This is a genomic window from Mesobacillus thioparans (assembly GCF_965138835.1).
GTDB classification, from domain to species: domain Bacteria; phylum Bacillota; class Bacilli; order Bacillales; family Cytobacillaceae; genus Mesobacillus; species Mesobacillus thioparans.
This window is the reverse complement of the sequence record NZ_CBCSFH010000013.1, coordinates 60,420-74,570: the sequence shown is the minus strand read 5'-3', so window position 1 is coordinate 74,570 and position 14,151 is coordinate 60,420. Positions and strand designations below refer to the sequence as shown.

13 protein-coding genes and 1 riboswitch are annotated in these 14,151 nt (G+C 45.4%); of the genes, 4 read left to right on the top strand and 9 right to left on the bottom strand.

Annotated elements, in window-relative coordinates; all coding sequences use genetic code 11:
• Window positions 1–52: 52 nt before the first annotated feature.
• Together ACNAZ4_RS18690 and ACNAZ4_RS18685 are read left to right on the top strand one after the other, a co-directional pair.
• On the top strand, window positions 53–1,048 hold the full coding sequence (locus ACNAZ4_RS18690) for a permease (protein ID WP_415816923.1): 996 nt from the start codon (window positions 53–55) through the stop codon (window positions 1,046–1,048).
• A gap of 12 nt (window positions 1,049–1,060) precedes the next feature.
• Window positions 1,061–2,050 carry a TIGR03943 family putative permease subunit gene (locus ACNAZ4_RS18685; RefSeq protein ID WP_415816921.1) on the top strand — a complete coding sequence of 330 codons (990 nt, stop codon included), beginning with the start codon at window positions 1,061–1,063 and terminating at the stop codon, window positions 2,048–2,050.
• A 258-nt stretch (window positions 2,051–2,308) separates the two neighbouring features.
• Here the strand turns inward: ACNAZ4_RS18685 and ACNAZ4_RS18680 are convergent, their stop codons facing one another.
• From ACNAZ4_RS18680 to ACNAZ4_RS18670, 3 genes are read right to left on the bottom strand one after another with little or no spacing between them, the layout of a single operon-like run.
• Complete coding sequence (locus ACNAZ4_RS18680; protein ID WP_415816919.1) at window positions 2,309–3,346, bottom strand: ribonucleotide-diphosphate reductase subunit beta; 1,038 nt, start codon at window positions 3,344–3,346, stop codon at window positions 2,309–2,311.
• 19 nt (window positions 3,347–3,365) lie between these two features.
• Window positions 3,366–5,588 (bottom strand): ribonucleoside-diphosphate reductase subunit alpha, encoded by a 2,223-nt coding sequence (locus ACNAZ4_RS18675; protein WP_415816917.1) that lies wholly within the window; start codon window positions 5,586–5,588, stop codon window positions 3,366–3,368.
• The gene (locus tag ACNAZ4_RS18670) at window positions 5,566–6,075 is read right to left on the bottom strand and encodes an acyl-CoA thioesterase (protein WP_415816915.1); all 510 of its coding nucleotides are present in this window, start codon (window positions 6,073–6,075) and stop codon (window positions 5,566–5,568) included. The genes ACNAZ4_RS18675 and ACNAZ4_RS18670 overlap by 23 nt, the downstream gene beginning before the upstream one ends.
• A 167-nt stretch (window positions 6,076–6,242) precedes the next feature.
• Window positions 6,243–6,426: riboswitch (cobalamin riboswitch) on the bottom strand.
• Between the two features lie 520 nt (window positions 6,427–6,946).
• Here ACNAZ4_RS18670 and ACNAZ4_RS18665 point away from each other — a divergent pair.
• Window positions 6,947–8,254, top strand: coding sequence for an MFS transporter (locus ACNAZ4_RS18665; RefSeq protein ID WP_415816913.1), 1,308 nt, complete (start codon window positions 6,947–6,949; stop codon window positions 8,252–8,254).
• 50 nt (window positions 8,255–8,304) lie between these two features.
• Window positions 8,305–8,571 carry a hypothetical protein gene (locus ACNAZ4_RS18660; protein WP_415816911.1) on the top strand — a complete coding sequence of 89 codons (267 nt, stop codon included), beginning with the start codon at window positions 8,305–8,307 and terminating at the stop codon, window positions 8,569–8,571.
• Window positions 8,572–8,609: 38 nt separating this feature from the next.
• Here ACNAZ4_RS18660 and ACNAZ4_RS18655 read toward each other — a convergent pair whose 3' ends face one another.
• The 6 genes from ACNAZ4_RS18655 to sstT form a co-directional block, all read right to left on the bottom strand.
• Window positions 8,610–9,536, bottom strand: a complete 927-nt coding sequence (locus ACNAZ4_RS18655) for an EAL domain-containing protein (protein WP_415816909.1) — start codon at window positions 9,534–9,536, stop codon at window positions 8,610–8,612.
• A 288-nt stretch (window positions 9,537–9,824) separates the two neighbouring features.
• Window positions 9,825–10,928 (bottom strand): flavin monoamine oxidase family protein, encoded by a 1,104-nt coding sequence (locus ACNAZ4_RS18650; RefSeq protein ID WP_415816907.1) that lies wholly within the window; start codon window positions 10,926–10,928, stop codon window positions 9,825–9,827.
• A gap of 341 nt (window positions 10,929–11,269) precedes the next feature.
• Entirely contained in the window at window positions 11,270–11,830 is a 561-nt protein-coding gene (locus ACNAZ4_RS18645; RefSeq protein WP_415816905.1) for a sugar O-acetyltransferase, read from the bottom strand.
• Between the two features lie 31 nt (window positions 11,831–11,861).
• Window positions 11,862–12,272 carry a YecA family protein gene (locus ACNAZ4_RS18640; protein WP_415816903.1) on the bottom strand — a complete coding sequence of 137 codons (411 nt, stop codon included), beginning with the start codon at window positions 12,270–12,272 and terminating at the stop codon, window positions 11,862–11,864.
• A gap of 80 nt (window positions 12,273–12,352) precedes the next feature.
• A complete protein-coding gene (locus tag ACNAZ4_RS18635) occupies window positions 12,353–12,505 on the bottom strand; it encodes a hypothetical protein (RefSeq protein WP_415816901.1) in 153 nt (50 codons plus the stop codon).
• A 303-nt stretch (window positions 12,506–12,808) separates the two neighbouring features.
• Window positions 12,809–14,047, bottom strand: coding sequence for a serine/threonine transporter SstT (gene sstT, locus ACNAZ4_RS18630; protein WP_415816899.1), 1,239 nt, complete (start codon window positions 14,045–14,047; stop codon window positions 12,809–12,811).
• Between the last annotated feature and the right edge of the window lie 104 nt (window positions 14,048–14,151).

Genomic DNA, 14,151 nt, shown 5'->3' with positions numbered 1-14,151 from the left:
TATTTTCTTCATTCAATTAGTACAATCTAGTAAATGTAACTAGGAGGAGAAAATGATTCGATTAATCCGATCTAATTTATTTGACATTACAGGTTTTGCTGTCATCCTTGCATTTCTTATGCTGTTGAGCCTCGGGATGGGGTTTCAAAGTAAGCTGGAAATCCCTTCTTCCATTCTAAATCTGAATACCATATTCCTCAGTATTTTAATAGAAGCCTTCCCGTTTGTTCTGATTGGGGTGCTGATTGCAGGAATGATTCAGATTTTTGTCACCGAGGAGCATATCAGCAGGTGGATTCCGAAGAACAAATATTTGGCGATTGTCATGAGCTGCAGTGTAGGCGCTCTTTTTCCAGCCTGCGAGTGCGGAATCGTACCAATCATCCGCAGGCTTGTTGGTAAAGGAGTTCCTATAGCAGCAGCGATTGGTTTCATGCTGACTGGCCCCCTTATTAATCCGATTGTCATTGCATCAACTTACATGGCATTCGGGAATGATTTTAAAATTGCAGCCTTGCGCATGGGCATAGGTTTCGTCATCGCGATCATCATAGCCTTGCTTGTGGGGATGATTTTCAAAGGGACACAATTTAAATCTTCCGTTTCTATTGGAAGTCACAGCCATTCAAAGAATCAATCTTTTCTTGAGAAGTTTTGGGCCATGCTCCAACATTCCATAGACGAGTTTTTTGATATGGCCAAGTACTTAATCATCGGGGCTTTCCTTGCGGCCCTGGTCCAGACATATTTGCCGGCGAAAACTCTGCTCGAAATCGGAAGCGGAACTGCTTCTTCTCTGGCCGTGATGATGGGGCTTGCCTACTTCCTGTCTCTTTGTTCAGAAGCTGATGCTTTCATCGGTGCATCGTTCAGCAGTATCTTCCCTTCTACTTCAATTCTCGGCTTCTTGATTTTCGGGCCAATGATTGATTTGAAAAACACGCTGATCATGATGAGTGTGTTCCGTATTAAATTTGTCATGACCGTTTTGGCGCTAGTGGCAGGAACTGTATTTACCATTCTGATGCTGTTCAGCAGCATGCTTTAGGAGGCGTTGTCGATGCAATTCCATGCACAACAAGCCGCAAGGGCCATGATCCTGCTCGGCTTTTCCATTATGATCTATTCCATGCATTTCACGGATAAAATTTACTTGTTCATCAATCCGAAGTATTCGCTGCTTAGCCAGGCTGCTGCGTTCCTGTTCTTGATTCTGTTTTTCATTCAGATTACTCGCGTCTGGACTGTAAAAAGTTCGGATGACCATGCTTCGTGCAGTCATGGAGACCAATGTTGCTCCCACGATGACCATGAACATCATCATGACCACGGAACAACACCTTTTACGGCAAAAAAACTAATATCCTACTCCATCATCGTCCTTCCTTTGCTCACAGGCTTCATGCTTCCAGCAAAGGTTCTCGATTCTGCTGTCGCTGACAAAAAGGGTGCGATGCTTTCGATTGCCGGTTCGAGCAAAAGCGGGCAGGGTAGCCCGGGGACAAATGAAACGGCGGAACAGGCAGATAGCCTGGGAACCGGTGATGAAGGACAGCAACCTGAAGAGGGCTATCCCCAGGCCGACTTAACCGAAGGCACCGGGACTGCCACAGGTTATGAAAATCTAATGACTGATGAAGAGTACAATAAGAAGATGAAAGAGCTGGAAACAGGATCCACCATCCTTTTTAATGACAGTATCTATTCTTCCTATTATGAAGCAATCAGCTCCGACATCGATAAGTTTCAGGGCCGGAAGGTAAGCCTCTATGGATTCGTCTATAAAGAAGAGGGCTTCTCAGAAGACCAGCTGGTTGTATCCCGGTTCCTTGTCACCCACTGTGTCGCCGATGCAGGCATCATCGGATTTTTATCAGAATTCCCGGATGCAGCAAAGATCGAAAAGGACACCTGGATTAAAATAGAGGGTGTCATCGAAACAGGCTCCTATATGGACACTCCCCTTCCGCTGGTAAGAGTATCAAAATGGGAGATCAGCGAAGAACCGGAATCTCCTTATCTATACCCGGTCAGCATTAAGAGAAATTAAGGCAAGCTTGCTTAGGCCCCACCAAGAGTCTTTAAGCCAACACACATACAAGAATTATTCCAGCAAAAGAAGGAGAATAGACAGCTGATTGGCCTGACATTCGCCTGGTTGCTTTTGCCACTGCAGGCTGGGAGTTCATCACATTTCTCTTTTGACAGGATTTTATCCCAAAAAGAGCCATGATCGTTCAAGATCATGGCTCTTTTCTGGATCAAAATACAAAGGTAAGGCTTATAAAAATAATCTGCACAGGAAAATTTATAGCTCATCAAATCCATTCTCATCGGATGTTTTCGTGTACTGTCTCGATTTTTGCTCAAAGAAGTCAGTCTTGCCAAGATCGACTTCCTGATAGGCGATGATCCATCTTAACGGATTGGTCCGATATCCTTCGAAAGGCGCTGCAAAGCCCAGCTGTTCTGCACGTTTATTGGCCATGAATTTTATATAGGCTTTTACATCTGACATCAGCAGGCCATCGATATTGTTGCCGATAATATAATCCGCCCACTCAATCTCAAGGCCAGCAGCTTCCCGGAAGGCTGCAGTTCCAAACTCCCTCAATGATTCTGAGTCATACTCAGGATTCTCACGGAGAATCTCTTTGAAAATCTTCTCGAATAACCCAACATGCAGCTGTTCATCACGGTTGATGTAGTTAATCATCGTGCTGGTGCCGACCATTTTCTGATTCCGCGCCAGATTGTAAAAGAACGCGAAGCCTGAGTAGAAGAACAGGCCTTCAAGGATGACATCATAGACGATGGAATGCAACAGATTCTTAACATCAGGATTTTCGGCAAAATCTTTGTATCCGTCTGTTATAAACTCATTCCGCTTGCGCAGGATTGGCTCAGTCCTCCAGTAATCGAACACTTCCTGCTGCTTCGATTTGGATACGATGCTTGACAGCACATAGCTGTAGGAATGATTATGGATTACTTCCTGCTGCGCCAGTATGATCATCAGGGCATTTAAGCTGGAATCGGTTAAATAATCAGCCACTTTGCCGGCGTAGTCGGTTTGAATGCTGTCAAGGAGCGCCAGAAGCCCGATAATTTTTAAAAAGGCATCCTGTTCTTTTTCGGTTAGCATCGAAAATTGCTTAACATCCTTTGACATGTTGATTTCAAAAGGGGTCCAGAAATTGCCCAGCATTTTCTTATATTTTGGATAAGCCCATGGAAAGCGGACATCATCCCAATTCAGGATATTTGAACTTTGCCCATTTATAATCCCGGTCGAAGCATTTGGCGCATCGGCTTCGACAAGTGATCTTTTCTTCAATAGTTTCATCGTTTTCCTCCCCTTCATCTTAACTATGGCAGCTTTCACATTCGTCCCAATCACTGCTCGATGTTGAGCGGACGTAATAAGTTGTTTTCAAGCCAGATTTCCAGGCATCCAAATGCAGGTCCAGCAGCGCTTTTGCCTTGATTGTATTTTTCACATAAATGTTAAACGAAATGGATTGGTCAATATGGCGCTGCCGCCGTGCATTCTGCCTAATGCTCCAATGCTGGTCCACATTGTAGGCCGTTTTGTAAAACCACATCGTCTCAGCTGATAGATCAGGTGCTGTCACCGGAATCTTGTAATCTTTCTTTTCTTCTGAGTACTCGAGCCTGAAAATCGGGTCGATGCTTGCCGTCGAACCTGCCAGAATCGATGTTGAAGAGTTTGGCGCGACTGCCATCAGGTAACCGTTCCTGATGCCGTGCTTTTTAATTTCCTCAGTGAGATTCTCCCATCGTTCACCAGCATACTGTCTCTTCTTGAAAAACTGTCCTGTACACCAATCGGAACCTTCGAAATAAGGATATGCCCCTTTTTCTTTTGCCAGCTCAAGGCTTGCACTGATGGTTAAGCAGGCGATCTCTTCATAAAGAGCATCACAATATTCTACCGCCTCTTCGCTTTCCCACTTGATTCCTTTCAGAGCCAACAGATGATGCCAGCCGAATGTTCCCAGTCCGATCCCCCGATAATTCTTGTTGGTCATTTGGGCCTGCAGCACAGGAATTTCATTGATATCGATGACGTTATCCAGCATCCTGACCTGAATACGGATTACTCTCTCAAGTACATCATCCACCACACTTTTCCCCAGGGAAATCGAGGACAAGTTGCAGACGACAAAGTCACCAGGTTTTTTATAGATTAAAATCTTTCCATCCTCCACTGTTTCCTCTTCAAGGAGAGTCGGGCTCATATTCTGCGTGATTTCTGTGCACAGATTGCTGCAGTAAACCATTCCTTTATGGTGGTTGGCATTCAGCCTGTTCACCTGATCCCTGTAAAACATGTAAGGGGTGCCGGTTTCAAGCTGGGAAATCATAATCGATTTAAAGATTTCTATCGCAGGAACGACCTCACGTGACAAACCTGAATGATTGACGCAGGTCCAATATTTTTCCCTGAACGACCCAGCTCCCTTTTCCTCATCAAAATGATCTTCAAGCGAAAATCCCATTACGCGCCTTATTTCGTGTGGATCGAACAGATACCAGTCGCCCCGTTTTTCTACCTGCTCCATGAATAAGTCCGGGATGCAGATGCCCGTGAATAAATCATGTGTCCGCTGGCGCTCATCTCCATTATTGAGTTTTGCATCAAGGAACGGGAAGATGTCCTTATGCCACACATCGAGATAAACAGCAATCGCACCCTGCCGCTGCCCTAATTGATCGACCGAAACTGCTGTGTTGTTCAGCTGTTTCATCCACGGGATCACCCCGGAACTAATCCCTTTAAAGCCTTTAATATCGCTGCCGCGGCTTCTGATTTTCCCCAGGTACACGCCAATGCCGCCGCCATTCTTGCTCAAGGTGGAGATATCCGTGTTGGAATCATAGATGCTCCTTAAATCATCTGCTACCGTATCAATAAAGCAGCTCGATAACTGGCCATAGCTTTTGCCGGCATTCGCAAGCGTCGGTGTCGCCACGGTCATATAAAGATTAGAAAGCGCCCAATATGCCTCCTCAACCAATCCAAGCCGTTTTTCCTTCGGTTCTTCAGCCAGCAAGGTCATTACGATGATCATGAACCGCTCCTGGGGCAGCTCAGCAAAATCGCCTTTTTGAGTGCGTGCAAGATACCGTTCCGCCATCGTGACAAGCCCTATGTAGGTAAATAATTTGTCTCTGTTGGGATCGATTACTTTTTCAAGGTATTCGATTTCTTCCTGGGAGTAGGTTTTTAATATTTCGCTATCATAAATCCCGATCTCTATCAGTCTATTGATTAAATCATAGAAGGATCCATAACCAACTCCTTCTCGAAAGCCTGCACTAAGCTTGTACAATTTTTTCAAGTAAAACCGTGCAGCTGCATATGTCCAGTCAGGTTCATCCCGGCCGATTCTTTCGACTGCTGTCAAAATTAACATGTTATCAATCTGGTCGTCTGTCATATTCTTGGCTTCAAGGCCCTGGCAGACCTTTTCTTTGAATGGTGAAAAATCTAATCGAGGGAACGATTTTTCGATTTCTGTAATCAGTGTGGCTGCATGATCATCCTTTACTTGAATTTTCATCGATGACTCCTCCTGCTTGTTTACTTTTTCTCATTTCCAGCCTATGTTGCCTTCTCATGTCCGCCGTGTTGAATAGCTTCCATTCCTCAATACTTTCCGGAATGACCCCGGCGACCGGAACAGGCACACCATTTTCATCCTTTGCCACCATGGTTAAAATCGAGGTGGTCGTCAACGTCTTTTTGCTAGTCTTTAAGTTTTCACTTTCCACTTTCACGAATACTTCCATTGACGTCCTGCCTGTTGAAATCACGACGGCTTCCAGCGTTAAAATATCGCCGACTACCGCGGAAGACAGGAAATTCACCGAGTCAATCGAGGCTGTGACAACTGCTCTTCTGCTGTGCTTCATCGCTGCAATCGCTGCGATTTCATCAATATAGGACAACACCGTTCCGCCGAAAATCGTTCCAAGATGATTCGTGTCCGGAGGCAAAACCAGCCGGTTTTGCAAAGTCCTGGACACATTTGTAGATAATCCTTCCATTACTGACCTCCTGTGTGTAAAAAATGCTCCCTGAAAAATGAGAAAAACCCATCTCGGGGAGATGGGTTTAAGTAACGTTGATCAATTAACAACTCACATATGTATCTGCAAAAAATTCATGAGCCTATCAATTTATCCCCGTAATACCTTCCCAATTCCCGAAGAAGATAACACGCATAAATATGGCAGGTCTCCTGACTTGTGCTTCACCCTACTTTAAGGCCTTCCCATCCATTTTTAGACAGTGGTTCTTCCTTATTTCGTCAGCACTTACAGTTGCGGGAACAGTTCTGGACTCTCACCAGATTCCCTATTAAGTCTTGTTCAGACACCATGTTTACCGGTAAATACAATATTTAGTTGTGTTTTAATTAAACAACACAATATATCGTGTTATGAATTGATAGTAAATCATCTGCCTCGTAATTTCAACTAATTTCATAACAACACTAAATTATGGGCGTGGTCGATATATTGCAAAAAGTGTTCGATATCTCTTTAAATATGGTCGATAAAATCAAAAATCCGCTGATATATATCGAAATGTGGTCGATATAATTTGATTTTCGCAATTAGGGTAAAAACAGAAATAAGGGGACATACCTGTGCAAAGGTGGTACCTTCACCGCAAATAAAATATAGGGTATTTCCCCGATTCCTTTTCAACCCATCAATAAAACGCTACGCAACAAGCTTATATACCCTTATGAGCATTCTAAGCATCCCATAATTGCCTTCTTGTCAAAAAGTGTTCAAGACTTTTTGACAGAATTGTGATGGTGTCTCCAAATGTGAGGTTCGTCACACCTTGGCTGTGATATAAATGGTTTATTAATCTTGTAAACATTCAATCACATATGGAGGAATTAAAATGGCTCGCATAAATACATGGAATCCTGAAGACGATCGTTTCTGGCAATCTGAAGGAAAAAAACATGCCCAACGTAACTTGTGGATTTCGGTACCTTCCTTGATGCTCGCGTTCATTGTCTGGCAAATCTGGTCTGTGGTTGCAATTCGTCTTAATGATATTGGTTTTAATTTTACTGATCAACAGCTTTTCGCATTGGCTGCCATGCCTGGTCTTGTGGGTGCAACGCTGCGATTTGTGTACACATTCGGAGTGGGAATGATGGGCGGACGCAACTGGACAGTCCTGACAACTGCCGTGCTTGCGATTCCTGCTGTCGGCATCGGCTTCGCGGTACAGAATCCTGACACACCATACTCAGTGATGCTTTTACTCGCTGCACTTTGCGGATTGGGTGGCGGAAACTTTTCAAGTTCTTCATCCAACATCAGCTTCTTTTTTCCGAAAAAAGCACGTGGAACGGCGCTTGGCATCAACGGCGGTTTAGGCAACATGGGTGTATCTGTCGTCCAATTCGTAACACCGTTAATCATTACCACTGGAACATTCGCTTTCATCGCTGGCGATGGACAGAAATTATCTAACGGTCAGGAAGTTTTCCTTCAAAACGCAGCATTCATCTGGCTGATCCCGATTGCAATCGTCACAATCGCAGCATGGTTTGGCATGGATAACCTGCCTGGCACAAAGCAATCATTCGCTGACCAATTCGTCATTGTAAAAAGAAAGCACACTTGGATCATGACATGGCTTTACGTGGCAACATTCGGATCTTTCATCGGTTACTCAGCGGCATTCCCGCTTTTATTGAAAACACAGTTCCCTGAATATATTTCCTTAGCATTCTTAGGTGCTTTCCTTGCTGCAGCTGCACGCCCTATCGGCGGATGGCTGGCTGATAAAATGGGCGGCGCCAAGCTGACATCCATCGTTCTGGTTGTGATGATGGCTGGTGCTGGAAGTGTCATTTACTTCTTGGGTACAAAGCAATTCGGCGGCTTCCTGGCTTCATTCATGCTTCTGTTCATCGCTTCTGGTATTGGCTCTGGTTCAACATTCCAGATGATACCTGGAATCTTTGTTCCAAAAGAAGCTGCACCAGTCCTTGGCTTTACGGCAGCATTCGCAGCATATGGATCCTTCCTGATTCCAAAGCTGTTCGGCTGGTCCGTGAACATTTCCGGAGGTTATGCCCCTGCATTCTTCATCTTCATCGGCTTCTACGTGCTGTCCATTGTCCTGAACTGGTATTATTACCAGAGGAAAGAGTCTGTAGCAGTGTTTGAAGCAAAGAAGACAACAGCGTAAGTATGAAATCCTCTCCCCATTCCGGCGGGAGAGGATTTTTACCATTTTTTATGTTTAAAAGAAAAAACATTGGGTATTTTGTACTATATACAGAGAAAGAGAGAATGATTGTTTCACCAAAGGGGGAGATTAAGCTGCTTACACTTTTTCTATTCCAACGGGAACTGAGCCAACTGAAAAACGACTATCAATCAAGTGCCGACACAGCCATCAAACAGCAAATCCTCAAGGACATCGCGCTCCTGACAGAAGCCATAAAAGAAATGAAAAAGAAGTTGGAAGCAAAGCGTTCCCTGCATTATGCCGATGATATATAACCTAAAAAAGAAACCGTCACATGAACGGTTTCTTTTTTTCATCCTTCAACCAGACTGCTAATTGGCGCGGGTTTGCCGAACAAGTATCCCTGGAACAGCTGATATCCTTTCTCCTTTAGCCACTCAAAATCTTCCTCTGATTCAATCCCCTCCGCAAGCGGAACAGATCCCAGCTTCTTCGCTTCTGTTAAAAATGCAGAAGCGGTCCGCTGCTTTTGAGGATCGGCGGCAACTCCCTGGACATACTTCATATCCAGTTTCATGTAATGCGGCTGAAGATTGGAGAGCAGCTCCAATGTGCTGTATCCTTCACCAACATCATCAAGCGCATACCGGAAGCCCTTTTCTTTGTAAAAAGTGAGGATTCTTTTCAGATGATCTGTATCCTCGACGTTTTCCGTTTCAACGACTTCAAACACAAGCCGTCCCGAATCGACTCCCAGTCGGTCAGCCAGCATCGTGGTCGACTTGAGGCAAAATTCCGGAGAATAAATCGATGTCGGGATAAAATTGATGAACGCCTTCTTGTCGGTAAATGAAGCTGCCCTGACCGCGGCCATCCGGCAAATCCGGTCAAGTGCATATAACCGGTCACGTTTCCGAGCGGCACCGAAAATTTCACCGGGAAAAATCACGGAACCGTCCTCCCGGTAAAACCTGGCCAGCATTTCATGGGCATAAATCTCGGCTCCCGCGTCAACAATCGGCTGGGCATGGCTAGTAACCTGCTGCTTGCGGATGACTTCGTCGATCCACTCGCTTTCGAGGATGTCCTCCGCCTCCGAAAGAGTTCTCCACTTTCCTTCATCCAGCCGAAAAACCACTTCATCCGGTTCCATATGGTCTTGGCAAAAATCAAGGAAATCCTTCATCCCTGCTTCGCTTACAACCAGCGAACCGCCTTCCGCCCGCATCAGTTCACCATTACGCTCCATGTGACGAACCACTTCAGGATAGATGGACAAATTTTGGTCCCCTTCTACTCGTATCTCAAACTGTAAATTTCCAACCAAACACGCATTGCAACTCATATAATATAGCGTCCTCTCAAGTTAGTTATTTATTACTATATCACTGTGCAGATAATAGGTAAAATAGACCATAAGGTGAATTATATAGAAAGTAGATTTACAATTCCCAGCTGAAGCACATATGGAAGATAAGCCATTTTACTGAACTCTAAATCGCGCAAAAAAAAGCGCTTCATCCGTTTTATCGGAAAAAGCGCCCTTTCGTTTTACTATCTATCGTTATTATTTGAGTTCCTCAGCCAGCTTCATCACAACAGATGCCGCTCGCTCAGCGGATAGCAAAGCTCCTTCAAGATGGCCGCCATGCCCCGGTGCTGTTTCGGTACCTGCAAAAACAATCTTATTTTCCCACGAACTGACTCCAGCCGGCAGGCCATAGTCCGGGAAGCTGGTCAACGGAGGAAGGTCTTCTTTTACTGCTGTTTCAGGATCGCCTGACCAATCTTTGTAAAGGAGAGCAATCGGTTTTTTCGCCATCAGGCCAAAAAGCCGGGTCAATTGCTCCAAGACAAGCATATGTATCTGTTCCTCACCTAGTTCTTGCCGAATTTTTGCCGGAATGCCGAAGAAGCCAAAAAGTGCACCAAAGCCATTTTCAGGCGAGGCATCATGGATTTCCTGCAAAGGGCCGGCCCAGCTGGTGACCTGTCCGGAAAGACCTTCTTCCCTCCAGAATGGACGCTCATAAACCGCAACCGCCTTGGCTTGTCCTGCCATCCATGTCGGCTTGTCCCTAAGGCTGGCCAAGACATCAACAGGGAGAGAAGGTGAAAAGTCGATCCTGTCTGCGACAATCCTAGGCGGCAATGCCAGGATTACTGCTTCAGCACGAATGCTCATCTTTTTTCCATTGAATTCTTCCGCTTCAATTGTAACTTGATCATCGAGTTGGATTGCCGTAACCCGTGTATTCAGCTCGATTGTGCCCGAAGGAAGCGAGTCCGCAATAGCATCAATAAGAGACTGAATCCCGCCAGCCAGCCGCATAGACCTCTCAACAGCCCCTTCTGGCAGAGCATGCCGCTGAATCGGTCCGGATTGCGATTGCTCGAATAGCATGGCGCCCGAGGTATGCTGTTCTATGGTGGGCAACCCAAGTTCTTTGACCAGATCCGTAATGACAGGTTCATGATCCGGCCAGTACCAGGTTGGACCCAGATCAAACCTGCCGAGCTCCGGCATAGCTTTGGCCCCCATGCTCAAAACCCTTCCCCCAACTCGATCACGCGCCTCCAATACCCGGCAGCTGATTCCATTAGCTTGAAGCAAAGCAGCAGCACGAAGCCCTGCCAATCCAGCCCCGACAATAACGACCGGTTCCTTCATAGTTGTTCCCTCCAATCATTAACACGCTCGGGCATTTCTTCGGTTCTTTCCGCTGATTTTGTCCGAAATTGACCCGGGTTCGGACATTTCTTCGGCTCATTCCGCTGATTTTGTCCGAAGTAGANCCGGGTTCGGACATTTCTTCGGCTCTTCTCACTGATTTTGTCNGAAGTNGNCCCGNGTTCGGACATTTCTCCAGTTCTTTTCGCTGATTTTGTCCGAAGTAGCCCCGGGTTCGGACATTTCTCCGGTCCTTCTCACTGGTTTTGTCCGAAGTAGCCCCATGTTTTCTAAAACAAGCCAAGTACCCTCACATCACTTCAAACACGTAACCTTCCGCCTTACACCTCAATCTGTTTAATCACTCTAGCCGGGTTGCCGCCAACGACAACATTATCCGGGACATCCTTTGTGACGACTGCGCCTGATGCAATCACTACATTATCTCCCACCGTCACTCCTGGATTTATGATGGCACTCCCGCCTATCCATACATTGTTTCCAATCGTGATCGGCTTTGCATATTCCTTGCCAGAGTTCCGTTCAGCCGGGTGGAGCGGGTGCGTGGCCGTATAGATTTGCACGCCAGGGGCGAGCATGCAATTATCGCCAAAACGGACTTCACACACATCGAGGATGGTACAGTCGAAATTGGCAAAAAAGTTTTCACCTACATGGGTGTTATAGCCATAATCAAATCGGATATTCGGCTCCATAAAAACAGCGTCTCCGGTAGAACCTAGCAATTTCTTTAGTAACTGCGTTCTTTTTTCACCTTCTGTTTCCAGCGTCTGATTATAGATCCTGACTCTTCGTCTTGCTTCCTCACGATCTTTTACCAAAAGCGGGTCAGCAGGGTTGTACATTTCCCCGGCCAGCATCTTCTCTTTTTCAGATTTCACTTAAATACCTTCTTTCAACAGTGATGAATGGCTATTTCCCGCAGCATTTCTTATACTTTTTTCCGCTTCCGCATGGGCAGGGGTCGTTACGTCCCACTTTCTGCCTGGTGCTAAAATCGATTACATTCGAGGCACCCTGTGGCTGGCTAAAAGGATGTACCGGCATGGACTTCAAATGTTTTTCCTTCTCTTTTCGCAGCTCCGTTGGTTTGTAACCTTTCAGGGCCCACTGACGTGTATTGTTGTAAACTTCCATGATATGTGCTGTCAGCTGCTGCACAAATTCGAAGGTAGGAAATTCGAAACCACTTTGTAAATACTCGATCAATTTGGATGGCGGATCATTTGAATTGATCATGTAGATTAATGCTTCTGCAATTTCATCCTTGTCCTCTGCTGTCATCTCAAATGATTCAGCTAAAAACCGGAGGAATTTTACCATTTCGGGAGATCGATCAATGAATCCCGGCTCACCGGCATTTAAAAGCTGTTTCTTGGTAAACGGATAATTGTTCTAAAAGCTCAACTGGCATCGCATATTGCTTTTGGCCATCCAGAGTGACCGGAAAAACGGATCGCGTCTAATTCAGCTTTAGTCTGAGCTGATAAAACATCAATCAGCCGTACAGGTGCCTCAGCGTGCTTCCAAAACTTTTTTTCATCTATTTTTGACATCTTTGACTCCTTTTTTATCGCATTTTCCAGCATCTTTACGTGTCTTCTTCAAAACTTTGTTTACACAGAAAAAGCGCACCTCAATTGATGTGCACTTTTATCTTATCTTAATACAAAATACCACTGGAAGCAAAAGGACTTCCCCATGCTCCCAGTGGTTGTGGTCAATCTATTCCAAAAAGTGGGTAATAGATCTATAAATATAGCCGAAAAAACCGAAAACCCGCTGATCTATCATCGAATGTGATCGATATATATTCTTTTTCGCCAATAAGTGAAAAGCGTACCGGCCATCCAGCCAATTTACGATGCTTTTTTGATGTCGATGACTTTTCCATCCTTGCGCCATTTCTTGAATTCTGCAGCAGCGGTGAATAAAACGTCTGTTGACGAGTTAAGCGCAGTTTCAAAGGAGTCCTGGAGAACGCCGATGATAAAGCCTACTGCAACCACCTGCATGGCGACATCATTCGGGATGCCGAACAAGCTGGATGCAAGCGGGATTAGCAACAGCGAACCGCCGGCAACGCCTGAGGCACCTGCAGCACTGATGGCAGCCATGACACTCAGAATGATGGCAGTTGGAATATCCACCTGAATGCCGAGTGTATGGACTGCAGCCAGTGTCATGACGGAAATCGTCACAGCTGCTCCAGCCATATTGATCGTTGCGCCCAATGGAATCGAAACAGAATAGGAGTCCTTATCAAGCCCTAATTCTTCACAAATTTTAATATTCACAGGGATATTGGAAGCTGAACTTCTTGTAAAGAAGGCGGTGATCCCACTTTCCTTCAAGCATTTAAAAACAAGCGGATATGGGTTTTGCCTGATCAACGTGAACACGATGATTGGATTGACGACAAGCGCAACAACAAGCATGCAGCCAATCAGGACGGCAAGCAATTTTCCATAGCCAAGCAAGGAACTGAGGCCATTTGAAGTTATTGATTCAAATACGAGGCCCATGATACCAAGCGGAGCGAATTTTATCACCCAGGCAACGATCTTGGACATAGCATCGGCTAAATTCCCGATCACCGTTTTGGTTGAATCTGCTGCATTTTTCAGAGCAAGTCCAATCAGGACGGCCCAGGCTAAAATACCGATATAATTAGCATTTATAATAGCGTTAACCGGATTATCTACAATGTTAAGCAATAATGTTTTAAGCACCTCGACGACACTGCCAGGAGGCGTCATGCCCTCAGCGCCAGCTGTAAGCTTTAGGGTAACCGGGAACATGAAGCTTGCGAGGACGGCAATAAGTCCAGCTGCGAATGTTCCTAAAAGATACAGGGAAATAACCGTTTTCATGTTTGTTTTCTGCCCGCGTCTGTGCTGGGCAATCGCCGACATCACCAAGAATAATACCAAAACAGGAGCCACTGCTTTCAAGGCACCTACAAATAAGGAGCCTAAAATAGCAACCGGCTTTGCGGCATCCGGAATCGTCAGTGCCAGGATCACACCAACTAACAAACCGACAATGATTTGTTTCACCAGGCTTACTTGATTCAACTTCTTCAGTAAATTATTCATCGTCATCTCCCCCACAAGTAATTTCTCTTTGATTGCATAAGGTCAGTTAAAAGAAATCCATCAACTGTCCTCTTTAAAAATACAACTGTCCGTGTACTATGTAT